The following is a 23,112-nucleotide window of genomic DNA, read 5'->3' as shown; positions in this document are numbered from 1 at the left end:
ACGGTGCCCTCCGCCCAACGTTGCCACGCCCGGCTGTGCGCATCGTCGGGCCAGCGCGTCGTGATGCCGGCGCCGACCGCGTTGCCGGTCCAGAGATCGACGATGCGGCTGGCATAGGGATCGTTGCGCACGGCATCGCGCGCGCGGCGCGCTACCGTCGCCGCCGCCGTGCCGATCTCGGCATTGGCGCTGCCGCCGGAGGGCGCCCAGGCGGAGGCGCGCCCATCCTGCGCCGCGGCGTAGCCGCGGAAGGCCCGCCAGGCTCGGATCATCCGCTCGATCACGCGCCACCCCCGCGCGCGAAGCTGGCGAGCGTGACCGAGGGCCGCCGCGCGGCACCGTTTTCGGCGCCATGCAGCACCGCGAGCGCCCGCCCGAGTTCGTCGAGGCTGCGGTACTCCACGGTGCGCCCCTCGAAGCTCACCCGCGTGGTGCCGCCGGTGTAGGCGGCCGCGAGGGCGGCCGCACGGCTGCCCGCCGGCTGCGCCAGCGCCCAGGCGAGGACGGCGGGATCCATCACGCGGCCCGGAGCGTCGGCAGCGGCGCCGCCGCGTTGACCAGGTAGGACAGCCCGCTCGGCGGGTTCGGCATGATCGGCACGCCGGCCTGGTGCGCCAGCGGCGCGAAGAACCCGTTCTCGCTCCCCGTCGTGCCGCCGCCGGCGCCGCCGTCCGCCGCGGCCGAGCCGAGCAGCAGGGTGTTGCCGCCGCTGAAGGCCTGGGTGCTGGTGCCGCGCACCGAGGGCGTGCCCGAGAAGCACAGCAGCAGCCACCAGACCCCGGCGGAGATCCAGCGCGGCTGCGCGAAGGGGCAGAGCGCCGCGCCGGTGGTGGTCTCGGCGTCGGCCAGCGGCTCCTCGATCACCGCCCCCGGCCGGCCGGCGCCGTTGTCGGCGGCGAGCGCCATGCGGAGGAGGCCGGCGGCGCCGGTGGTCACGCCCACCGCCATGGCCGAGAACAGCCCGGGCCGGGCGAGGACGTAGGGCACGCAGTACAGCCGGTTCGCCGCCATCGCCACCGCGCCGCCCACCGCGCGCGCGTGCTGCGAGGCGTAGAACCGGCCCGGGACGTAGGGCAGCATCGCCGGCGCGGGCGGCAGGTGGTGCTGGAACAGAGCGGTCATGCGAGCGGCCGGATGCCGAGGGTGAGCAGGCGCTCCGCCGCCTGGTCCACCGGCGCCGCGGCAAGGCCGGAGCGCAGCCGCAGCCACCGCCAGCCGAGCAGCAGGGTGGGCGGCAGGGTGAGCGCCCGGCCGCCGGCGACGGTCAGCACCACCTCGTTGCCGAGGTGGTCGTGCAGGTCCGCCCAGGCCGCGGGCTCGCCCTCGTCGAGCGAGCCCTGGACGGTGAGCGGGGCGTCGGTCCAGGCGGCGGGGAGCAGCAGCAGGCAGACGCCGTAGCCGACGCTGGCGACCGGCGCGCTCAGCGCCTGGCTGGCGGCGATGCTGGTGCGCACCGGGACGATGGCGGTCATGAGGGTCTCCAGGGTCAGCGCAGCCAGCCGCCGCGCGGCGCGAGCCAGCCACGCGGGCGATGGGTCTCGGGCACTTGCGGCGCCGGCGGCGGCGATTGAGAAGCGACGTTCCCAGCAGCGGGAAGCTCGCTCGGCCGCAGCGAGGCATTGGCGATTTGGTCCCGCAGCTGCTGCCAGAAGCGCTCGCCGTAGCGGTCGGCACCGAGCAGCCAGAGTGCCGCGCGCGCCAGCACCGCGCAGTCCAGCGCTTCATTTCGTTCCCTGAGCTTCGCCCATTCCTGCCGGGCGAAGCCGCGGCGGTCCTTCACCGTGCGCAGCTGCTCGGCGACGAGCTGCTTCACCCACTCCGCCTCGATCGCCCGCGGCAGGTGCACCCAGCCGGGCGGGAACTCTGCGGCATCGCCGCGCCCGAGCCAGAGCCGGCGGTAGAGGTCGGCCTTCCAGGTGGAGACCGACACCGTCCACAGCTTCAGGCCGCGGCGGAGCTTGCGGCCATCGACCAGCGCATCGACCGGCGTCGGGCCCTGCACCGGCTGCGCCCGGTTCCAGCCGTCCACGCCCTTGGTCGGCGCGATGCGCGAATCCCGCAGCCGGCGGAGATGGCCATAGACCGCCGCCGTGTCCCGCCCGCCGGTGTCGACGCAGAGCCGGGCGATCTGCATCGTCCCGCCACCAGACCGGGGCCAGTCGCGCGCCAGCAGCTTCGCCAGCGCGTCCCACGGTTCCCGCTCGCGCGGGCTGCCGGGGATCACAACGTGGTCCACCAGCCAGGAGGAGAAGCCCTCGGCCCAGCCCCAGACGTCGCATTCCAGGCGGTCGTCCTGCACGTCGATGCCAGCGGTCAGCACCAGCGCGCCCGGCGGGACGATGCCCATCCGGAAGTCCTCACGCCGCTCGACGAGGCGTTCCCAGTCCGGCGCCTCGCCCTGCTCCTGCCAGGTCTCGCCGAGCACGGTGTTCTTGAAGGTCTTCAGGTCCTCCGGCTTGCCCTGCGCCGCCTCCCAGTCGCGGGCGATCTGCTCCCAGGACAGCCAGCCGACCGGCGAGTAGAGCGCCGAGATGTGGAAGCCGACCGTGTGCGGATCCTGCGCCTCCGCCGTGGCCCGCCACTGGCCGCCGGCCAGCATGGCGGTCTTGTGGTGCTCCTCGATCGGCTCGTCGCAGCTCTCGCAGTGGTAGCGGACCGAGCGCGGGTCGCCCTTCTCCCAGCGCAGCCGCTCGAACTTCAGCCATTGCATCTCGCCGCAGTGCGGGCACGGCACGAAGTAGCGGCGCTGGTCGGAGGCGGCATATTCCCGCTCGATCCGGCTGCGCCCGGCGATGGTCGGCGTCGAGACCAGGAAGGCCTTGCGCCGCCAGCCGAAGGTGCGCGCCCGCGCCTCGGCCAGCGAGATCGGGTCGCCCTCGCCCTCGACGTCGCCGGGATAGGCGTCGATCTCGTCTAGGAACAGGAACCGCGCCGTCATCGAGCGCAGCCCGACCGCGCTGTTGGCGCCGGTCAGCACCAGGATGCCGCCGGGGAATTCCTTCGACAGCAGCGTGTTGCCGGAATCGCGGGCGCGGGCCGGGGCGACCCGCTCCTTGAGCGCCGGGGTCTCCTCCAGCAGCGGGTCGATGCGCTGGCGCGAGAAGCGCTTGGCCAACTCGACGGTGGGCTGCACCGCCAGCGCCGGGGCCGGCACGTGGTGCAGGATGTAGCCGAGCCAGCAGTTGCCGCTCTCGGTGGCGCCGACCTGGGCGCCCTTCATGAACACGACGCGCCGGGCCGGGTGCACCGCCGACAGCGCGTCCATCACCTCCCGCAGGTAGGGCGTGCGCGAGGTGCGCCAGGGCCCCGGCTCGGAGGAGGCGCGGCTGCCGAGGATGCGGTGCCGCTCCGCCCACTGCGAGACGGTGAGCTGCGGCGGCGGGCGGAGCATCGCGCCCATCCGCCGGCGCACATGCTCACGCGCCCGGCTGCCGAGCTCCGCCGAGGCCTGCGGGGTCGAAGCGATCGGCGGCCTCCGAGAGCAGGTCGGTGACGTGCTGCTGCAGGATGGTCTGCAGCAGATGCGGGTCGACGCCGAGCTCGGCGGCGATCAGGCCCGAGACCCGGGCCGGCCAGTTCAGCAGCGCGTCGCGCATCGCGCCGGCGATCTCGTCGATCGTGGCGTTGGCCTCGGCGACGTCGAGCAGCCGGCGCTTGTTCTCATCGAGCGCAAGGCGCTGCGCCTCCACCTTCAGCGCGAGCTGCGCGACCTTCAGCCGGGCGTACGGTGTTCCCTCTGCTTTGTTTGCCTTGGGTGGGCGGGCAGGGTCGGCGGTTTCGGTAAGGCGTCGGCGGGTCTTGTCGATGTCCCAGCTTCCGTCCGGCTCGCGGCCGATCCGCCCCGTCGCCTCCGCCTTGCGCAGCGCCGTCTCGGTGATGCCGATGCGGCGGGCGGCCTCGCGGGTCGAGGGGGTCAGCTCGGGCATGGCGGCGACCTCCCGCCGCCCATGGTGTTCATGACGACCAAGGGCCCGCTACCCTTCGGTGGCGGGCCCTCGACGCGTCCGGCGGGGTTGTCAGGCCGGCAGGTGGTAGATCGTGTAGGACCCGCGGGCGCCCTCCTTGTTCGGGCCGACCTGGCGGACCCGCTCCAGCACCTGCACCTCGATCCCCTGGCGCTTCTTCAGGCCGGCGAAGAAACCGCGGACCGTGTGCTGCTGCCAACCGGTGGCCTCGCAGATCTGCGCTATGGTCGCGCCCTCCGCGCGGCGGAGCAGGGCGAGCACCTGCTCCTGCTTCGTCCCCTCGCGCGGCTTGCGCGGGGCGCCGGGCTCGCGCGCGGCGCGGGACGGCTTGCCGGCCAGGGCGGCGCGGAGGGCCTGAATCGGTCCGTCGAGGGCGGTGATCATGTCCGTCTCGCGGTTGGCCTCGTTGTCCCAGGCGGCCAGCACCGCCGCGGCGGCATCGCGCAGGCTGCCCCGCGGGGCGGACGTGGGCGCGCCCTGGGTGGGTTCGGCCTCCTCCGCGGGGGCATCCCCCTCCGCGGCGTCCTCCCCGCCCGTCGGCGCCGTGTCGGCCACCGGCGCGGCAGCCTCCGCGGCGGCGCGGCGCTCGGCGTTACGGCGGGCGATGGCTGCGGCGCTCTGCTCGTCCTCCTCCGGGGCGTCGCCCGCGTTCGGGTCGATGCCGATGGCGCGCAGGCCCTCGTCGGTGATCTTCAGCAGCATCTCGTCGCCATCCACCGTCCACTTCGCGATGGCGTCGTAGGCGGGGCGATGCACGCCGATCACCAGGTCGTTCTTCAGCAGCGTCTTCGCGACCGTCTGCCGCGCGCCGGCGGGCAGACGCGCGGGCGGGTAGGCCAGGTGCTCGGGGTGCTGCGCGGCGGCTTCGAGGATCGCGCGCTGCGTGTCGGAAAGCTTCATCGTCATGGTCTCCGGTGTCGGGTGCCGACCATCGGCCCCTACTGCCGGGAGCCCCGCCGGCGCGTGCCGGTCGGGGCGGTGCGGGAGCGTCCCGCGTTAGGCGGCGTATTCACCCCGGCGGAAATGCTGATCCGCGATGTCCTTCAGCTTCGCGGTGGCGTCCGTGAGCCAGGCCGCCTCGCCCCAGAGCACCGCCCCCGGGTCTGCGCCGAAGTGGTCCGCGCTGGCCTGCTGCAACTCGGCGAGCAGCGCATCGAACTCCGCCTTTTTCGCTAGGAACGCTTCGAGGCTCCGCTGCTGCACCGCTTCGCGCTTCGTCATCGTGGTCTCCGTCATCCGCATCGCGTGACGGACCATTCGCGCTGTGCCACGCGCGAGCCAAGCGCGATCGTCACAGCGCGGTTTGCGTTCTTCGAGAGATCCCAATCACATCATGATCTCTGCCCGGCAGGAGCTTCCCGCCGATCGGCAATCGAAGCGTGCTGGCGACATTCCTAGCGGTGGGAAGTTCGCTGCCATCAGCACCGCATGCCGACAGGCAGGTGGCTGCGCTGCGGCCGCCGCGCCAGGCTTCCGCTCCGCGCGGACTTCGTCTCCGCGGCATCAGCGTTGGAATGCTCGGCGATGGCGGGGCAAGTCGCCGACGACGTGGCACGCCCCGAGCCGACGACTGGCTCGCCGTCTTCAGCGAGGTGCCGCCCGCCCCTCGAAGCGGTCGGCCATGTCGTTCAATAGCACCGCGACATGCTCCTGCAGCAGCGTCTGCACGAGGTGCGGCTCGGCGCCGATCTGCGCGGCGATCTGACCCGACACTCGCGCAGGCCAGTTCAGCACCGCATCGCGCATGGCGCCCGCGATCTCGTCGATGCGGGCGTCCGCGGCCGCGATGTCCATCAGCCGCCCCTTGCTGCGATCGAGCGCTAGGCGCTGCGCTTCCACGCGCAGGGCCAGCCGCGCGATGGTCAGCCGCCCGAGTGCGGTGGCCTCCATCGGCGGCGCCAGCGGCGAGCCGCCTGGCCGTGCCGTCTCGGTCATGTCGCGGCGCACTCGGTCGATGTCCCAGCTGCCGTCAGGCTCGCGGGTAATGCGCCCGACCCGCTCGGCCTTCTGGATTGCGGTGTGCGAGACGCCAAGCCGCCGCGCGACCTCGCGGGCGGAGGTGGTGCGCTCCGGCATGATCCTCTCCATCGGGGCAGGGGCGCTGGCAATCGGGAGGGGCGCGATGCCAGGCCAGGTTGGAAACTGGCCGGGTCTGGCATCTGCCTCGCTCGGAACGAAACTGTAATGTACGCAATGAGTTGCGAGGCGTTCTTAACGGTCTGGCATCCGCCTGGAACCCTGAAAAAATCTCCTGACGCTAGCGAAGTCGCACGCTTCCGCCCCCCGCATACGCCGGGCCCAGGAAGGACCCTGCGGCTGGCGAGCCACGATCTCGATCAGGCGACGCTGTGGCTCATTCGCCACCGCCGCGTCGAGCTCCATCAGCGCGGCGCAGCTTCTCGATAGACTGGGTGCTTCGCGCGCCGCTACGGGGGCAATTGTAACCTCGCCATGCTGCGTGCACGTGGGCGCCGACCAGAAGGTAAGCCCAGAACGGGAGGAGTGTGACGATCTGCTATTATAAGGAGATCCCTAATAGCAAAACGTCACACTCCTCCGCGTCTAGCGGCCGGGCGGGTCAGGCCTGTGCCGCGCGGCTGGCCGCTACCTCGGCCGGCGATGGCGGCGGCATCACCACTGCGGCGGTGCGGCGAGACCGGGGCGCCAGGCCATAGTGCTCGACCAGCGTCCCGAGCGCGCAGACCAGGATGCCCTGGCCATGCGCCGGGACGAGCGCCTTGCCGTTCCATCCCTGCTGCATGGCCCACTCGCGGATCGAGCATTCCAGCCCGACCACGTGCCAGAGGCTGCTGCCTGCGGGGCTATCCATCCCGCCCACGTGCTTGATCGCCGCCAAGACCTTCTGGCGGGCGCTGACGTGGCGTTCGGTCAGTGTGTCGCCGGTGCCGCGTGCCACCCGGATCAGCGGCATGGTGCGCATGCCGTCGAGGGCTGCGGCACGGAACTGCGTCCGGAAGATCTCCGCGGCCTCGTGCATCTGCGGAGTGATGGAGCCGTTCTCCAGGAGCATGCCGAGGGTGTCGACGGCGCGGCGCCGCTGCACGGGCACGCCCGTCTCGGGGTCGGTGGCGCGCTCCGGGGCAGTGATGGGGCCGTGCTGGAGCCGCCACTTGGAGGGCTTGGACAGGTCCTCGCGCGGGGTGGTCGCGCGCTTGCGCTTGCTGGCCATGGTGGCGTCTCCCGTCAGTTGCTCGTCGTGCGGCTGCGCCCGGCAGCGCTGCGCTTGCGGCGCTCCTCGTCCTCGCGCTCGTCGATGCGGGACTCGCCGGTCAAACGATCGATGTGCCTGCCCTCGCCATGCCGCGCGAAGGCGATGAGCGCGTTGGTGAGGCGGTCGAGGCAGTCGTTGCGACGGATCGTGGCGTGCGTCATCAGGAACGGCTCGACGTACCCGACGTGAAACGGCAGCCAATCCGCTGGGTCAGGGATCCAAACTTCGGCGTGGCTGTACTCCTCCGCCATCATGTCGACGAAGTAGCCGCCATCCGGCGTGCGACGGGTGATGACCTCCGCCGCGGGCCAAGCAACGCCATTCACAGCACTGTGCGACGTGCGCTGGCCGAGCACGTGGTCGAGGGCTGCGTCGTAGTCCTCCCGCTCGACCTCTGCGGCATGCACTGCCTCCATCCAAGGTGGGTAGGGCTCGGTGCTGAAGACACCCGCGCGGAACACGGTGATGCGCTTGGTGATCATGCTGGCCTCCCGCGTCCGGTGGTCTGGTGCGGGTCGCGCAGGGCGGGGCTCCAGCGCGGGTGCGTGTCGAACTCCGATGTGCCGGTGGTGGGGTCCACGTGGTCACCCTCGCCATGCCGCGCCCGCGCGATGAGCACGTCGCCGACGCGCTGCTGCCGGTGGGCGAGTGCGACCGTCGCGTGGCCCTGGAGAAAGGGCAGCACGAACGCGATGTAGAAGCTGAGCCAGTCGCGCTGGTCCGGGACCAGGACGGCCGCCACAGGCTGGTAGAGGCACTCGAACTCGGCGTAGTGCCCGCCCTCCGGCAGCGCCCACCAGACGACTGATGCCTCGCGAATGGTTCCGCCATGGAGCGCGATGCGGTTGCCCTCGCAGTCGAGTTCTGCGGAGACGGCCTCGGCCCAGTCTAGATCGGATGGCTGCGCGTAGTCGCGCGCAGCAATTCGCCAGGGCGGATCGGGCTCCTCGGCGAAGGAGCCGGCGCGATAGACGGTGATCATGGTCTCTCCCTGTGGATGGTCGGTGCGCCGCAGCGGGCAGCGTGGGTCAGGCCGCGGCCGGGTGTGGCTTCGCGGCTTCAAGGCGGGCCGACAGCGCCGCGAGGCGGGCGCGGTCGATGGCAAGGCGCTGGTGGATGGCGGCGTCGAGCCGGGCGCTGAATGCGGCCAGCCGGGCACGCGCATCGGCGACGGGATGGGCCGGTGCCGGGGATGGCTCCCCGCCGAGCATCTCGAAATGCGCCAGCGCCCCGAGGCGGGTCTCGAGCCAGCCCCTTGGATCGGGGACGAGCTCGAGGTCGAACCGCGCCTGCCGGTCCTTTTGGCCGGGCCCCGCCGGCCGGTAGCTCACAACCGAGGAGGAGTGTGAGGATCTGCTATTATGGAGATCCCTATAATAGCAGTTTCTCACACTCCTCCCGTCCTGGCGGGCCGCGTCATGGCTGGGCCAGAGCTCCGGGAAACACCGCGCCATGTCGGCGGCGTTCTCCAGCTCCACGCCGGCGGCGGCCATGATGTCGTGCCGGCTCGGCTGGACCTCCTCCCAGGCCAGCACCTCATGCACGGCGACGGGCAGGACTACATCGGTCAGCAGGTCGATCTCGAGCGGCGTCTCGGGGGTGCGGTTGACCCCGCGGCCGCGCCCGACGGCCTGCACCAGCTCGCCCTCGCAGATCGCCCAGCGCAGCGCCTCGGCGGTGGGATCCGCGTGCTCCTCGCCGGTGGTGGCGTGCACGCCCCCATCCGCCAGCGCGATGCGCCGCTCCACGCGGCCATACCACCACGCCACGTCACCCCGGCTGGTCAGGGGTGGGCGGTTGGTGAGGGCGGCGGCGAGGCGTTCGACTGTCAGGGGCGCCGGCAGCGTGCGGCCGAGCACCATCATGCCCGCGACCTCACGCCAGCGGTCGAGGCCGCTCAGCGCGTTGAAGTGCACCGCCTCGGCGTTGGCCGGCAGACCGAGCGCCCGGAGCGCATCGACCGCCGCCTTCTGGCCGATCACCAGCAGGTCCTTCCCCGATCGCGCCCGGCCGTGCAGCGTCCGCGCCCGCAGGGCGATCAGCGCGGCCATCTCACGCCGGCGCAGCTGGGCGGCGGACTGGTCCCGGGCCGGCGCGCTCGGATCGGGAGCGAGGGCCTTCGCGCTGGTTGGCGCCCCGAGCACCTGGCGAACCCGGACATGCGGCTCTGTCGCCCGCACCGGCTCTGCGACGGTGATGTCCGGAAGGAAGGGCGTGACCAGCTCGGGCCGCAGCGTCGCGTCGAGGTGCAGCACGGGCCCACCGGCGCCCCAGGACTTCCGCAGCCCCGCCCGCCAGGCCAGGCGCAGCGACCGCACCGTGCCGTTCTCGGTCGTCACGTCGCACAGCACCGCGCCGGCCACGTCGTGGTCGTTTTCCAGCGCCTCCGCGATCAGCATCCACATCGCGGCGGTGCGGCCGGGCGGCGCCCAGGGCTCGCCCTCCTTCGGCAGCACGGCGGCGATGCGGCGCCGGCGCTCGGCTGGGTCCATCCCGGGGTAGAGCCCGGGATTACGAAGGCGCCGGTGCTCGTGGCCGGAGGCGTCCCGGCAGATCTGCGGGGTGAGGCCAGCTGCCCGCAGCGCGGCGATCGAGAGCGGCCCGCTCGGCGCGGTGGCGAGCACCTTCCAGAGCTTCTCGCGCGCAGCGTGGAGGTCGGCGGTGGCCTCCCAGTTCTCCTTGTTGCGCGCCGTCCAGCACAGCACCGTGCCGAGATGCGGGCGGAGCCCATCGAGCGTCAGCAGCGCCTTGCCGTCGGTGCCGCGGAGCCCGGCCGCCCAGAAGCCCTCGTCCAGCACCAGCAGGCCGACGGCGCCGAGCTCCTTCGGGGCCATGTGGAACAGCGTGTCGTGTGCGGTGATCACCACCTCGGCGCGGCGCAGCGGTGGCTTCTGCGCCTGGTAGCCGCACTGGTGGTAGAACGCGCAGATCTTCGTCACGCCGTCCCGGGTCACCTTGCAGCTGGTGGTCTCGACGACGCGCTCGACTTCGATGGCGTCGAACGGCGCGGATGGATCGAGGCACATCAGCCGGTCCGGCTCGCCCGGCCGAGGGTCCGGGGCGCTGCGGCCCTTCCAGAGGGCGGCCTCCACGCCGAGCGCCGCGAAGGCGTCGCGCTGCTCCGCCGCGAGGTCGTGCCGCGGAACGCCGACCACCACCGTCTTGCCCCGCAGAGCACCGCTGCGCAGCAGGCCGGCGAGGCCGCGCTGCATGGCGGTGGTCTTGCCGAGGCCCACGGCCACCGGCAGGGCGAGGCGCGGCGGACGCGGCGCGGCGTTGAAGTCTAGGAGCATGCCGCCCCGTGCACGGCCTCGGCCGCGGCGAGCACGGCCCAGTCCGGCGGACCCGGCTGCGGGGCGAGTTCGGCCTCGAGCGGATCGGCGGTCCAGTACGCCGCGACCTCGGCCATGAAGTCGGCGATACGGTCCTCGAGCAGCGCACGCGCCCCGACCAACTCCAGCGAGGCGAGCGCATAGGTGGGCAGTGGCCGCGGCGGGGGCGCGGCGGCAGCGATGATTTCGCGGACCGCCTCGAGGCCCTGCGCGGCCGCCAGGTCGTTGAGGTCGCCAGGCTCCGGCGGGATCGCCACGAGGGCGCCAGCGGCGCGGGCGGCGGCGATGGCGGCAGTGACGCCGGGGTTGTCCACGCGGCCGGGCTTCGTGTCGTTGTCGGCGAGGATCACCAGCCGCGCTGACGGGTAGCGATCCCTGAGGACCGGCGCGACCCGCTTGAGGTTGCCTGCGTCCATCGCGGCGACCACCGGCAGGCCAGTCGCCTCATGCGCGGTGGCGCCCGTCGCCCAGCCCTCGCAGACCAGGATCGTCGCGGCGTCGGCGAGCGGTCCGCCGATCGGGGTGAAGTGGCCGGCCTTCGCACCGCCCGAGAGAAAACGCTTGGTGCCGTCCTCGTAGATGCGCTGGAGCGTGTGGATCGTGCCATCGAGGTCCACCAGCGGCACCACCAGCACGTCGCCCGACTCCATCCGGATGCCGTGCGGGCGGACGCCCTTGCGCTCGAGGTAGCCGTGCGCGGGATCCGCGGGGCCGGCGCTCTCCCAGGTGATCGTCGCGGCGCGGTGCGCGTAGTACCGCAGCTGCGCCTCCCACGCGGCTGCAGGATCGGGTGGCTGGTCCGCGGCAGCGCTGGTACTGGCCGCGGCGGCTGCGGCGGGGCGTGGCCGCGCCGGGTCCCACGCCGGCATGCCGAGCCAGCGGCGCGCCCAGTCGGCCGCATCCTGCCAGTCGCCGCCGCGCTCGCGTGCGATCAGCTCAAGCGGCCCGCCGCCGGTGCCGGCCTCGTGGTCGAACCAGGTGCCGAGCTTCGTGCCGCTCACGACCGCGGAGAGGCTGCCGCGGCGATTCCATCGCCACTGCCGTGCCGTCCGCCGCGCCGGCTTGCCGAGCAGCTCCGTCAGCAAGGACGGCCAGTTCGCGATGAGGGCGAGGCGAAGGTCACGCAGGTCGGAGACAGCGTCGGAAACGGCAGCGGGCGACGATGCGCGCATGCGGGAATCGTCCTGTCTGTCGGATGGGGCGTGAGCTGCGCCGCGCTGATTGCCGGCCGCAGTTGTTCACATGGTCAAAGTAGGTCGATGATGATTACCGCGCAAGAGTATTTAAGCTTGTGTAGTGGAGAACGGATTTCAATATTGGCGACCGCCAAGCGAGAGCGACCGGGAGCGAACTACGTAGGCAGCGAATGTTGGAGAATTTCATCATCTCTACTGCCCGAGCGGTTTGCGATGCGAACCGCTCGCCAAGCTCCCAAGCCCGAGCGGGGCGCCGGCGTGGAACACGTCACAGGTGGCCCCGGTAATCAGCAGCAGGGGGATGATCGTCTGCGGTCCGGCAGGGCGCGTGAGAAGAAAGGCGGGCTCGATCGGTAAATGAGGGTCAGAGGATTGCGTGTCGGAGGGACCACCATGGTCGCCATCATCCCGTCTGAACCCTGCTGCGGCAGCGCGTGCGCCAGCTCCGAGTCGCGGCCGCGATCACCAGCGGCGGCGCCTGCTGCGGCCACGCTGCGCTTCCTTTGTTTTCGCTCGGCTACGCGCGTGACAAGAACGCACTCCCCGCAGTGCGCTGCGCTCGGCATGGTGCACGCGATGAACACAACAGCACCCCTGGCGAGCGCTCTCCTGTTGCGTTCCACGCCATGCGGATTTCGCAGCGCCATCAGTGCATGGCGCCGGACTGCGCGGAGCTGGCATGTGGCGCGCATGCGCCAGACGATCCAGACCATCGACGCCGCGGTCTCCGGCTCGGCAATCATTGGCAGCGTGGCCGGCGATGCTGTCGCTGTGATGATCAGAAACGGCCGATGCCGTGGGACGGATTCCGGGGAGGCTGGGTAATGCTAAGTATGGACAGCATCCCGCCACAGCCGCCGCTGTGCATTCCGCCCCGCTTCCGCGATGCCCGCGGCATCTTCGCCCCTGGCGAGCTGCGGCTGCGCAGCCGCGCTGCCGCGGATCTCGCGCGCGCCGCCGAGCAGGCCCGAGGGTCCGGAGAAGTTCGCCTACACTCGACTGCGCCGCAGCGCCGTCATGCGAACCCCAGGAGAGAGGGAGTCGCATGACCCGACGATCGACCGCGAAGGCGAAGCAGAAGGACGCGGCGCCGCCGGCGCCCACCCTCCCGAAGATCCCGCCCGCGCAGGTGCTGCCGAGGCTCGCGGCGCTCCAGACCGCGACGGCCGCGGAGCTGCGGGAGCAATGGCGGGTGCTGTTCGGCAAAGAGCCGCCGCCCTTCAATCGGCCCTACCTGGTGAGCCGGCTCAGCTACCGCGTGCAAGAGCTCGCATACGGCGGGCTGCGGCCGGAGACGCGGGCGCGGCTCGAGGCGCTGGGCGAGCAGCTCGATGGCGGCAACGTGGTCCTGCGCCGCATCCGCGCCGATAGCCGGCCGCTCCCCGGCACGCGGCTGGTGCGCGAGTATGACGGCGTGCAGCATGTGGTGACGGTCCGCGCAGATGACTTCGAGTTCGAGGGGCGGCCCTACCGGTCGCTCTCCGCCATTGCGCGGCACATCACCGGCACGCGCTGGAACGGTTGGACCTTCTTCGGGCTGAAGGGGAGGCCTGGGGCATGAGCCGCCGCAAGCTGACGGACGAGGCCATGCCCGCCTCGGTGAAGAAGCTCCGCTGCGCGGTCTATACTCGGAAGTCCACTGACGAGGGGCTCGACAAGGAGTTCAACACCCTCGACGCGCAGCGCGAGGCATGTGAGGCGTACATTGCCAGCCAGCGCGCCGAGGGATGGGTGCTCGTCCGCGACCGCTACGATGATGGCGGGTTCAGTGGCGGCACCCTCGATCGCCCCGCGCTGAAGCGCCTGCTGGCCGACATCGAGCAAGGCCTGATCGATGTTGTTGTCTTGTATAAGATCGATAGGCTCAGCCGCTCGCTGATGGACTTCGCGAAGCTGGTGGAGACGTTCGAGGCGCACGGCGTCACCTTCACGAGTGTGACTCAGTCCTTCTCCACGACCACGTCGATGGGACGGCTCACGCTGAACATCCTGCTCAGCTTTGCACAGTACGAAAGAGAGATCATCGGCGAGCGGATCCGCGACAAGGTCGCGGCGTCCAAGGCGCGCGGCATGTGGATGGGGGGCAAGGTGCCGCTCGGTTACGACGTGGCCGATCGCAAGCTGGTGGTGAATGATGCTGAGGCCGCGCGCGTGCGGCGCGTGTTCGAGCTCTTCGTCGAGACCGACTCAGGCGTGGAGACTGTGCGCCGCCTCCAGGCTGAGGGTGTCACGGCGAAGTCGGGCCGGCCGATCGACAAGGGTGACGTCTACAAGATCCTGAACCTACGGACGTACATCGGCGAGGTCACGCACAAGGGGAACGTCTACCGCGGCGAGCACGAGGCGATCGTGCCGCGGGATCTGTGGGAGCGCGCACATGCGGTCCTGCAGGTCAGCCCGCGGAAGCGCGCCGCGCAGAATCGACAGCACGCGCCGGCGCTGCTGAAGGGCCTGATCTACGGCGTGGACGGTCGGGCGCTGTCGCCGACGCACTGCGTAAAGAACGGCCGGCTCTACAGGTACTACGTGGCCCAGCGCGTGCTGAAGGGCGACGCGCCCCGCGATGATGGCATCGTGCGGCGCGTGTCAGCCGCGGAGATCGAGGCGGCGGTGGTGGACCAGGTCCGCGCGCTGCTGCGGCAGCCGGAGGTCGTCGTCGGCACCTGGCTCGCTGCACGGACGGAGGCGCCCGACCTGAAGGAGGTCGAGGTCCGGGACGCGCTGGCTCGGCTCGAGCCGCTCTGGGGTGAACTGTTCCCGGCTGAGCAGGCGCGGCTGATGCGATCAGTCGTTGACCGCGTGGTCGTCGGCCCGGGCGGCGCCGACATCCGGCTCCGGGTGGAGGGGCTGAGCAGCCTCGTCCACGATCTCACGGCCAATGCCCTCTCTGCCTCCACGGTGGCAGCATGAGCGCCACCACGACGCACATCACGGTCCGGGTGCCGCTGAGGATCCGGCGGCGGGCAGGCCGGAAGACGCTGGTGACGCCGGTGGTGCAGGAGGGCGCCGCCGCCGCCGTTCGCACGCGCACGGACCCGGCGCTGATGAAGGCGCTCGCCCGTGCTTTCCGGTACCAACGGCTGCTGGACGAGGGACGCTATGCGTCGATCACCGAAATGGCGGAGGCAGAGAAGATCGACCGCGGATACCTTGGTCGCATCCTCCGCCTCGCCCTTCTCGCGCCCGACGTGGTCGAGCACGTCCTCGATGGCGCAGGCATTCCTGAGCCTTTCGCCGGCCGCCTTTTGGAAGCAGTGCCCGCAGACTGGAAGCAGCAGCGCGTGATCATCGGCATGTCGCGAGATGCACAGTCCGAGTAAGCCGCCGCCGAGTGACGACGGGGTCATCGCGCTGGTCAGCGCATCTCAGGCTGCCCTTGCTAGGCTCTCGAAAGTTGAGTCAGCGGCGTCCTCCTGCACGATCTTCGCGGCCTGCGCGACGACAGGCAGCAGATCCCCAAAGGCATCCTTCCGCCGTACCACCGCGATGCGTGCAGGCGCATTCTCCAGCAGGGCGATATCGTGGAACTTGGCGGCGGCGAAGGCCACCGAGACCGGCGCGGGAGACACGAAGTCGAACAGGGCCAAGCCGCGCTCCGTCTCCACCACGGCATCCACCTGCCATGCGTGGGTCGAGGCACCGCGCACCTCCGCATCGGGCCGAATCTGCCTCCCTGGGAACAAGCGGCTGAGCCGCGCGATCAGTCGATCGGCGGCGGTCTGAGGGCGGCGGTCAGCCGCACGCAGCATTGCCCGCTCCATGGTGCGCAGAACCGCGCTGGCGAGCGCCATGGTCGCGCCGGTCAGCTCCTCCGGGCCAAGATCGCGCAGCGACAGCGCGCCCTGATCGGCTGTCAGTCCTTGAAGGCCAGCGACGTCCTCGGCCTGGCGCCGATAGATGCGGCCAAAACCGAGCGTTTCCGCCTCATCATGCCCCTGGCCGAGGTCCGTGATGCGGAAGCGGCCGGCGCCCTCCTGCTCGATCACCACCACCACCGACGCACCAGAGGGCAACAGCATGGGTGTGCGGAGGTAGGCGCGTCCGCCGAAGACCTCGGCACTGGCCAGCCCACGGCTGATCTCCGCCGCGATCTCGTCCAGATCGGGCGCTGCCGGCGGCGTCGCGATGAAGCTTGTGATGGTCACCTGCCACGCCCTCCCCGTCGTGCCGTGTCCGCGAAAGGCAGGAGGTCATACTGCCACGGCGGCGGCGGCAGGTGAACAAGCGCCGCGATCCGCCAGGCCGCCGCTGCCGCGGCTGTGAAGGCGGCCCAGTCCAGCGGCTCCGGGGCCAGGGCCTCGGCCGCGGGAAGGTTCTCCGTCATCGCCGCTGCCAGCCCGCCGGCGACGCGCGCATTCAACGCCAGCGGATGGCGGTGAGTTGTCTCGATGATCCGGTGGCGGTGCGGCTTCGGCACGATCGGCTTGTTGGTATGGCGGTCATGTGGCCGCCACTCGAAGCGCTCAAAGGGCTGCGGCCGCACCGCAGGCCCTTGCCAGGTAAGGGTCAGCGACACGCTGCGATCCGGCATCGAAGCATGTGCGCGACCCATCAGGCGGGCCCGGTCTTCAGTCACCTCTCCGACATCCAGCGTGGCGGTGAAGCGGAGATAGCTGCCGTCCTCCACCCACTGGATCGGAACACTCGGTGCCTTCTCCGCGGCCAGGAAGGCCGAGAGATCGCTCAGCAGCACCGCATCGGCCGCTTCGTCTCTGTCGGCGCCGCTGGCCATCAACGCATCCTTCGCCCGACTGTGCAGGAGCCGCGCTGCGGCGACAGCGAGGAGGTCACAACGGCACCTCCTCAGCCAAGCCGTGCCGCGACCGCGCGGAAGCGAGCCAGCGCCGCCTCAAGGTCCTCGGCGATGCTGGCGGCGATCTCGACAGGCGGGGGCAGCGAGGCGGGGTCGGTCGCGCCCTCCTCCCGCAGCCAGCTCAGGTTGAGGTCCAGCTTCTCGCGCGCGGCGAGCTCGGCGTAGGTGAAGCACTTGAAGCGTTCGGTCTCTCGCCGCGACCGGCGGTCGGAGAGCTTCGCCAGGCTGACGAACTCTGCCATGTCGGCGTCGCGCAGCGGGCGTTCCTTCAGGGTGAAGCGCTTGTTGGTGCGAAGGTCGTAGACCCACAGCGCCTCGGTCCAGGGCTCCTTGCGGCGCGGGCGGGCCTCGAAGAACAGCACGTTCGCCTTCACGCCCTGGCGGTAGAAGATGCCGGTCGGCAGGCGCAGCAGGGTGTGGCAGTCGAACTCGTCCAGCAGGCGGCGGCGGATCTTCTCGCCGGCGCCGCCCTCGAACAGCACGTTGTCGGGCAGCACCACGGCGGCGACGCCGTTCGGCGCCAGCACGGTCATGATGTGCTGAACGAAGTTGAGCTGCTTGTTGCCGGTGGTGACGTTGAAGTCGGGGCGCTGATAGTCCTCGCGCTCGGTCTCCGCCTCGCCGTCGCCGGTGAAGACCTGGATGGACTGGCGGCGGCCGAAGGGCGGGTTGGTGAGGATCACGTCCCACCGCCGGCCGGGATCGGCCAGCAGCGCGTCGGCGCGGTGGATCGGCGTGACGTCGGCGCGGCCGAGGCCGTGCAGGTAGAGGTTCATGGCGGCGAGCCGCGCGACGCCGGCGACGATGTCGTAGCCGGTGAAGCCTTCCTCCCGCATCTTTCGCCCCGTCTCGCGGTCGCGCGCCTCGGGCTTCTGGCGCATGTGCTCGAAGGCGGCGAGGAGGAAGCCGGCGGTGCCGCAGGCGGGGTCGCAGATCGTCTGGCCCGGCCTGGGGTCCACCACCTCGACGCAGGCCTGGATGACGGGACGCGGGGTGAAATACTGGCCGGCGCCGGACTTGGTGTCGGAAGCGGTGCGCTCCAGCAGGCTTTCGTAGATCGCGCCCTTCACGTCCACGCCGAAGCCCGACCAGCTCTCCGCGCCGATCATGCGCACCAGGCGGTGCAGATGGGCCGGTTCCTCGATGGTGTTGCGGGCGCGGGTGTAGATGGTGCCGACAAGGCCGGGCTGCGTGGAGAGCGTCTCCAGCGTGCGGGCATAGTGCTGCGCGAGCTCTCGGCCGGAAAGCGCGGCGAGGCGCGCCCAGCGGCAGTCCTCCGGCAGCAGGGAGGGCAACCCGTCCTCCTCCCGCTCCGCGTCGAGCTTGAGGAAGAGCAGGTAGGTGACCTGCTCCACATAGTCGCCGGAGCCGACGCCGGCGTTGTTCATGACATGGGCGAGGTTCCAGACCTTCGCGGTCAGGACGTTCTCGGTCTCGCTCATGCTTGTGTCTCGATCAGGTCGGCCTGTGTGGTGCTGCGGCGCGCACGCGGGCGGCGTGACGCGGCCGGCGTGGCGCGGAGGCGCGCGAGCAGGGCGGCGGCGGGCTCGTCGGCCGGGTCCTGCGGGACGAGGCGGCCGGTGAAGGCGGTGTGAAGGACGGATTGGCGAAGCGAGGACAACGCACCCGACTGCTGATCGAGGACCAGCGCGCCGTCTGCATGTTCGCGCTTCATCTCGGCGCATCGTGGGAGGATGCGGCGTAGCTCGGCGGCTGGCGGGATCGGAACCGGCAGACCTTCGATCTTGCTGATGCTCAGCGTGTGCAGGCCCGACGTCGAGGAGGCGGCCGCTTGAACGAACTGCTTCCCGAGGGGCGACATGAACCAGTCGCGCATCCAGCGCCCGAGGAAGCGCCGCACAGGCCGAGCCTTGATTAAGTGGTTCTGGTGAACGCACGGACGGACCTGCCCGCTCCACAAGGCCACGCGCCCAATCTGATCGGCGCTGCCATTGCCCTCAACGAACAGCAGGTCACCGGGCAATAACGCGATCCTCGGCAACTCCCCCTCCGTCACCCCGATTTTGCGGAGGTCAGTGAGATCAATGCGGTCCTCGCCGACGTTCGCGACGCGGAGATAGGGAAGCTGCATCGGGCTGTCGTTGCGCGATGCGTTCTTCGTCAGGCCACCGGACACGAAGCTGAGCTGCGCAACAGTCGCCCATGCCCAGCCGGCCGGCAGCAATGGCAATTCCGCGGCATCTGCTTCTGGAGGTCGTTGATAGGCTGAGGGCCGGCGACCGCGGGCCGTCTCCCCATGTTCCCAGAGGCGCTGGCGGCGGCGAATGACCGCCGCGAGCATATCGCCGCCCGTCTGATTCATCGGGTTCGCGGCGCGCCAGTCGGCGGTGAGGGCGCCGGTGCAGGCGGCGTGGAGGAGGCTGACGCGGAACTGCGTCAGGCTCTCGCGCGCCCGCGCCAGCGCGGCTTCGCCGGCCTCCACCTCCTCGAACAGGTCGTTCACCGCGGCGACGATGCGATCCTGCTCGGCTCGTGGTGGCACGACGACAGGCGCGCCCTTCACCGCAGAGAGGGAGAGCGACGCGAGATTCGTCGTCTGCTTGGCCCCGGTCAGGAAGTAGTCGCGACCGAACTCGTTGAGGTAGAGCGACAGGAAATAGGGACAGACGACGTCATCGCGGACGCGCGCGCGAAAGACGTGGTTCTGGAAGACGCATTGCGGAAGCTGATCTTCCCATACCCATCCCCGGCCTACCTTGTCGCGGTCGCCGCCTTCGTTCAGCAGCACGTCACCAGGCTGGAGCGTCAGCGCTTCGAGCTTCGCTTCCGGGACGCGGATGGTCCGCATCTTCGCGAGGTCCAAGCGACCGCGCTGGACGTTGGCCACGCGCAGATACGGAACCTCAACATGGCCGGGGCCGCCGCGCTTCGCGTCCACCGTGAGGCCGCCGATGACGTCGCAGAGTTCACCAAGCGTTGCCGAGGCCCAGCCTGCCGGCAGCCCCATGCCGGGCAGCGCGTCCATCCTCAGGCCACCAGCGCGTCGGTCAGGTCATCCACCAGCGCCGGCAGCCGCTCCGCGCCGAACAGGGAGGGGGGGCGAGCCGTGCCGCCCAGATGCGCATACTGGTCACGCAACACTTCCATGCTCAGCTCGACATTGCTCGCGATCTCGTCACGCATCAGCCGCAGCCACTCCATCTGCGCCTCGGTGTAGTCGCGCCCGGCCTTCTTCTCGCGGCCGAGCCACAGCTCGAAATTGCGGTTCACGTCTGGCGCGAAGGGGGCCAGCACCGCGCGTGCCCCGATGGCGTAACGCACCAGCCCCACCAAGTCGGTCAGCAGCCCCGCCGGCGCGCGCGTCTGCCCCGCATGGAGGCGCCGGTAGCACGCCCACACCGCCTTGTCGTCCAGCAGCCAGGGCGGCCGCGCCATGGCCGCGCGCAGTTCCTGCAGCATGGCGTAGGTCAGCCGGCGCTGCGCATGCGGCCGGGCATAGAGGATGGCTAGGGCGGCGAGTTGGTCGGCTTCGTCGGCCAGGAAGCGGCCGAAGCGCTCGGTGATCTCCGTGGCGCGGTTCAGGTCGAAATCGGCGGACAGCACGGCGTCGGCCGTCAGCTCGTCCACGATGATCTCCGTCGAGCGCTGCGCCTCCAGGATCGCGCGGCGCAGGGCGGGGTTGGCGGCGAGCGGCCGGCAGGCCTCGGCGCGCAGGGCCTCGGCGGCGGCGTCCCAGGCGGCTTCGTCGTCGGGCGTCGCGGCGCCGGCCTCTCGCGCGCGGGCCTCGATGCGGATGGGGTCGGCGGCGTCCACCAGGGCGCGGGCGAGGTCGGTCAGCGTCGCCCCGGCGGCGGCCTGGGTCAGCTCGGCGCGGGCCGGGTCGGGTAGGCGCCGTTCCAGCCGGGCCAGGCGGCCCGCGAGGGTGGCGCAGGTGTCCTCGTCGGTGTGGCCGAAGGCGACGCGCTCCAGCAGGGCTTCCAGGCTGAGGGTGCGGTCACGCTCCAGCGGCTCGGTCGGCGTCTTCACGCTCTCCGTCACGCCGACCGCGTCCACGATGATGAAGCGGTCCTTCCGCTCGGCAGAGGGGGTCGCGCGCTGGAGGTCGGTGGGCAGGATGGTGCGGGCGCCGCGGCCGCGCATCTGCTCGAAATACTGGGCGCTGCGGACGTCGCGCAGGAAGATCACGACCTCCAGCGGTTTGATGTCCGTGCCGGTGGCGACCATGTCCACGGTGGTGGCGATGCGGAACAGGTGGTCGGTCCGGAAATCCTGGATCAGCTCCTGCCCGCTGCGGCCGGTGGCGCGGTAGGTGATCTTCTGCGCGAAGCGGGTGTCGGCCTCGAAGACTTCGCGGGCGATCTCGGTCACCGTCTCGGCGTGGCTGTCGGATTGGCAGAAGATGAGGGTCTTCGGCACCTCCTGCCGGCCGGGGAAGAGCTGGGCCGGCAGGGCGTCGCGATAGGCCTGCAGCACCGTGCGGATCTGGTTCGGCACCTCCACGGCGCGGTTCAATTGGCCGGGGGTGTAGGGCATGTCCTCGTCCAGCGCGGCGAAGCGGCGGCGGCGCGTCTCCTTGTCGCGGTGGGGGACGGTGAAGCCGGCGGGGATGGTGCCGCCGCGCTCGCCGACCTCGGTGCGGACGCGCCAGACTTCGAAATCCACGTTCACGCCGTCGGCGACGGAGCGCTCGAAGGGATACTGGCTGACCAGGTTCTGCTGGAAGAAGCCGAGGGTGTGGCGGCCGGGCGTGGCGGTGAGGCCGACGAGGAAGGCGTCGAAGTATTCCAGCACCTGGCGCCAGTTGCCGTAGATGGAGCGGTGGCACTCGTCGACGATGATGAGGTCGAAGGTCTCGGGCGGGATGGCGGGGTTGTAGGTGACGGGGCGCTCGGCGTCGTCCGCCGCGCGCTCGAAGCCGCCGCGCTCGTCGTCGGCGTCGTCGAAGGGTTGGCCGCGCAGGACCGAGTAGAGCCGCTGCACGGTGGAGATGACGACGCTGGCCGAAGGGTCGACGGTGCTGCCCTGGAGGTGCTGGACCGTGAACTCCTCGCGGAACAGCAGGCCGGCGCCGGCGGGCGCGAAGGCGTCGAACTCGCGCTTGGCCTGGGTGCCGAGATTGGCGCGGTCGACCAGGAACAGCACCCGGCCCATGCGGACGGGCGGCGAGAGCAGGCGGTGGGTGAGGGCGCAGGCCGTGTAGGTCTTGCCGGCGCCGGTCGCCATGGAGACCAGGGCGCGGGGCCTGCCCTGCGCGAGGGAGGCTTCGACGCCGGCGATCGCCTCGGCCTGGCAGGGGCGCAGGCGCGTCGGGTCGAGCGGCGGCAGGGTGCCCAGACGGGCGCGAAGGCTGCTGCCGGCGCCGAGCATGGTGCGCAGCGTCTCGGGCCGGTGGGGGGCGAAGACGCGGCGGGGGCGGGCCTGTGGGTCGCGTGCGTCCTGGAACAGGGTCTCGGCGCCCGTCGAGACGTAGACGAAGGGCAGCGGGTCGGCCCAGGCGGGATACCTGGCCGGTGCGGCGCGGGTGTAGTCGTCGCCCTGGCGCACGACGCCCGACAGGGTCGTGCCTTCGGGCTTCGCCTCCAGCACGCCGCAGGCGCGGCCATCGAGGAAGAGCAAGTAGTCGGCGGGGCCGGTGGCGGTCGGCGTCTCGCGCACGGCGATGCCAGGGCCGGCGTGCAGGTTCACTTCGGCACGGTCCTGGACGATCCAGCCCGCGGCCGCGAGGCCGGCATCAATGATCTGTCGCGCCCGTGCCTCTGGGGCTGCGTCGCGGCGCCCGCGCTCCTGGCCATCCATACCGGAAGAGTAACACAGGATCGGGAGATTCGAGGGGCTTGGGCCTGCGACGCGCCGGATTCAGGCGTCCGAGGCGTTCAACTGGGCGAAGCGGTTGCTGAATATCCAAGCCCTGCGACGCCGAAAAGATGAGGCAGAACAACGGGTTGAGGCTTGTAGACTGGATCGGGCAAGTCCCAAGGTCCGGAGAGAAAAGCCCGGAGAGAGACGCGCGCCGGGGCTCGCGACCCCACTCGAAGTCCCAAGGTGCGCACGGAAAACGTGGCGGAAGGCCGCGATTCCGCCGGGGGACGTCACAACGGAGAATGTGGTTCGGAAGACCGACTGGAGCGGGCGAAGGGATTCGAACCCTCGACCCCGACCTTGGCAAGGTCGTGCTCTACCCCTGAGCTACGCCCGCCCGCTCTGCGGGTTCCTATGGCAGGCTTTGATCGGCTTGGCAACGGGTACCCCCAGGGTAGAGTTATGCGGTTGCCTTTTTCGCCGGATGTGTCACACACACTGGGCTGGCGGGCGGCGGCCCGCTAGGCTCAGGACTCATTGCCCGAGCCAGAAGATGACGGTGGCGGCGAGTGTTATGGCTGCGAAGAAGGTGTGGGCGCAGCGGTCGTAGCGCATGGCGATGCGGCGCCAATCCTTGAGCCTGCCGAACATGATCTCGATGCGATGGCGCTGGCGGTAGAGCAGGGCGTCGTGCGGGATGGGGCGTTTGCGGCTTCGTGTGGATGGGATGCAGGGCGTGATGCCCCGGGAGATGAGGGCTTCACGAAAGCGCGCGCTGTCGTAGCCACGGTCGGCGATCAGGTTCCGGGTCCCG

Annotated in this window: 23 protein-coding genes and 1 tRNA gene; 3 read left to right on the top strand and 21 right to left on the bottom strand. The window is 70.9% G+C overall.

Annotated elements, in window-relative coordinates; genetic code table 11:
* The 14 genes from H596_RS0117265 to H596_RS23105 all read right to left on the bottom strand — a co-directional run.
* On the bottom strand, positions 1-284 hold a 284-nt coding region (locus H596_RS0117265), incomplete at its 3' end, for a phage portal protein (RefSeq protein WP_037301898.1).
* A complete protein-coding gene (locus H596_RS0117260; RefSeq protein WP_027285940.1) occupies positions 281-517 on the bottom strand; it encodes a phage head-tail joining protein in 237 nt (78 codons plus the stop codon). The genes H596_RS0117265 and H596_RS0117260, both read right to left, overlap by 4 nt.
* The gene (locus H596_RS0117255; RefSeq protein ID WP_027285939.1) at positions 517-1,122 is read right to left on the bottom strand and encodes a hypothetical protein; all 606 of its coding nucleotides are present in this window, start codon (positions 1,120-1,122) and stop codon (positions 517-519) included. The genes H596_RS0117260 and H596_RS0117255 overlap by 1 nt, the downstream gene beginning before the upstream one ends.
* Positions 1,119-1,472, bottom strand: coding sequence for a hypothetical protein (locus H596_RS0117250; protein ID WP_027285938.1), 354 nt, complete (start codon positions 1,470-1,472; stop codon positions 1,119-1,121). The genes H596_RS0117255 and H596_RS0117250 overlap by 4 nt, the downstream gene beginning before the upstream one ends.
* A gap of 14 nt (positions 1,473-1,486) precedes the next feature.
* Positions 1,487-3,391, bottom strand: coding sequence for a phage terminase large subunit family protein (locus tag H596_RS22240; RefSeq protein ID WP_037301907.1), 1,905 nt, complete (start codon positions 3,389-3,391; stop codon positions 1,487-1,489).
* 25 nt (positions 3,392-3,416) lie between these two features.
* Entirely contained in the window at positions 3,417-3,926 is a 510-nt protein-coding gene (locus H596_RS0117240; protein ID WP_027285937.1) for a hypothetical protein, read from the bottom strand.
* A gap of 90 nt (positions 3,927-4,016) precedes the next feature.
* On the bottom strand, positions 4,017-4,871 hold the full coding sequence (locus H596_RS24710; RefSeq protein WP_051213325.1) for a DUF3489 domain-containing protein: 855 nt from the start codon (positions 4,869-4,871) through the stop codon (positions 4,017-4,019).
* A gap of 90 nt (positions 4,872-4,961) precedes the next feature.
* Positions 4,962-5,186 carry a hypothetical protein gene (locus H596_RS0117230; RefSeq protein WP_037301904.1) on the bottom strand — a complete coding sequence of 75 codons (225 nt, stop codon included), beginning with the start codon at positions 5,184-5,186 and terminating at the stop codon, positions 4,962-4,964.
* Between the two features lie 363 nt (positions 5,187-5,549).
* Positions 5,550-6,041, bottom strand: coding sequence for a hypothetical protein (locus H596_RS0117225; RefSeq protein ID WP_027285935.1), 492 nt, complete (start codon positions 6,039-6,041; stop codon positions 5,550-5,552).
* 502 nt (positions 6,042-6,543) lie between these two features.
* Positions 6,544-7,155 (bottom strand): hypothetical protein, encoded by a 612-nt coding sequence (locus H596_RS0117220; RefSeq protein WP_027285934.1) that lies wholly within the window; start codon positions 7,153-7,155, stop codon positions 6,544-6,546.
* Between the two features lie 14 nt (positions 7,156-7,169).
* Complete coding sequence (locus H596_RS23120) at positions 7,170-7,679, bottom strand: hypothetical protein (RefSeq protein ID WP_051213324.1); 510 nt, start codon at positions 7,677-7,679, stop codon at positions 7,170-7,172.
* Positions 7,676-8,179 (bottom strand): hypothetical protein, encoded by a 504-nt coding sequence (locus H596_RS23115; RefSeq protein ID WP_027285933.1) that lies wholly within the window; start codon positions 8,177-8,179, stop codon positions 7,676-7,678. Before H596_RS23115 ends, H596_RS23120 begins: the two co-directional genes overlap by 4 nt.
* 46 nt (positions 8,180-8,225) lie before the next feature.
* A complete protein-coding gene (locus H596_RS23110) occupies positions 8,226-10,490 on the bottom strand; it encodes a hypothetical protein (RefSeq protein ID WP_027285932.1) in 2,265 nt (754 codons plus the stop codon).
* Positions 10,481-11,701 (bottom strand): toprim domain-containing protein, encoded by a 1,221-nt coding sequence (locus tag H596_RS23105; RefSeq protein WP_084602957.1) that lies wholly within the window; start codon positions 11,699-11,701, stop codon positions 10,481-10,483. Before H596_RS23105 ends, H596_RS23110 begins: the two co-directional genes overlap by 10 nt.
* Before the next feature lie 1,069 nt (positions 11,702-12,770).
* Here H596_RS23105 and H596_RS0117190 point away from each other — a divergent pair.
* The 3 genes from H596_RS0117190 to H596_RS0117180 are packed head-to-tail and all read left to right on the top strand — an operon-like array spanning position 12,771 to position 15,045.
* Positions 12,771-13,286, top strand: a complete 516-nt coding sequence (locus H596_RS0117190) for a DUF2924 domain-containing protein (protein ID WP_084602955.1) — start codon at positions 12,771-12,773, stop codon at positions 13,284-13,286.
* On the top strand, positions 13,283-14,635 hold the full coding sequence (locus H596_RS0117185) for a recombinase family protein (RefSeq protein ID WP_027285930.1): 1,353 nt from the start codon (positions 13,283-13,285) through the stop codon (positions 14,633-14,635). The genes H596_RS0117190 and H596_RS0117185 overlap by 4 nt, the downstream gene beginning before the upstream one ends.
* On the top strand, positions 14,632-15,045 hold the full coding sequence (locus H596_RS0117180; protein ID WP_027285929.1) for a hypothetical protein: 414 nt from the start codon (positions 14,632-14,634) through the stop codon (positions 15,043-15,045). The genes H596_RS0117185 and H596_RS0117180 overlap by 4 nt, the downstream gene beginning before the upstream one ends.
* 45 nt (positions 15,046-15,090) lie before the next feature.
* Here the strand turns inward: H596_RS0117180 and H596_RS0117175 are convergent, their stop codons facing one another.
* The 7 genes from H596_RS0117175 to H596_RS0117145 form a co-directional block, all read right to left on the bottom strand.
* Positions 15,091-15,870, bottom strand: a complete 780-nt coding sequence (locus tag H596_RS0117175; protein WP_027285928.1) for a hypothetical protein — start codon at positions 15,868-15,870, stop codon at positions 15,091-15,093.
* On the bottom strand, positions 15,867-16,457 hold the full coding sequence (locus tag H596_RS0117170; protein ID WP_027285927.1) for a hypothetical protein: 591 nt from the start codon (positions 16,455-16,457) through the stop codon (positions 15,867-15,869). The genes H596_RS0117175 and H596_RS0117170 overlap by 4 nt, the downstream gene beginning before the upstream one ends.
* A gap of 71 nt (positions 16,458-16,528) precedes the next feature.
* Positions 16,529-17,980, bottom strand: coding sequence for a type I restriction-modification system subunit M (locus tag H596_RS0117165; RefSeq protein WP_027285926.1), 1,452 nt, complete (start codon positions 17,978-17,980; stop codon positions 16,529-16,531).
* On the bottom strand, positions 17,977-19,524 hold the full coding sequence (locus H596_RS23100) for a restriction endonuclease subunit S (RefSeq protein ID WP_051213321.1): 1,548 nt from the start codon (positions 19,522-19,524) through the stop codon (positions 17,977-17,979). Before H596_RS23100 ends, H596_RS0117165 begins: the two co-directional genes overlap by 4 nt.
* Positions 19,525-19,526: 2 nt before the next feature.
* Entirely contained in the window at positions 19,527-22,184 is a 2,658-nt protein-coding gene (locus tag H596_RS0117155) for a type I restriction endonuclease subunit R (protein ID WP_245584056.1), read from the bottom strand.
* Positions 22,185-22,620: 436 nt separating this feature from the next.
* Positions 22,621-22,695, bottom strand: a tRNA-Gly gene (locus H596_RS0117150).
* 137 nt (positions 22,696-22,832) lie between these two features.
* On the bottom strand, positions 22,833-23,112 hold a 280-nt coding region (locus tag H596_RS0117145), incomplete at its 5' end, for an IS5/IS1182 family transposase (protein ID WP_027285924.1).

It is taken from the genome of Rubritepida flocculans DSM 14296 (assembly GCF_000425365.1).
GTDB lineage: Bacteria > Pseudomonadota > Alphaproteobacteria > Acetobacterales > Acetobacteraceae > Roseococcus > Roseococcus flocculans.
Note: the sequence above shows the minus strand (reverse complement) of the source record. Positions and strands in the feature narration are given on the sequence as shown.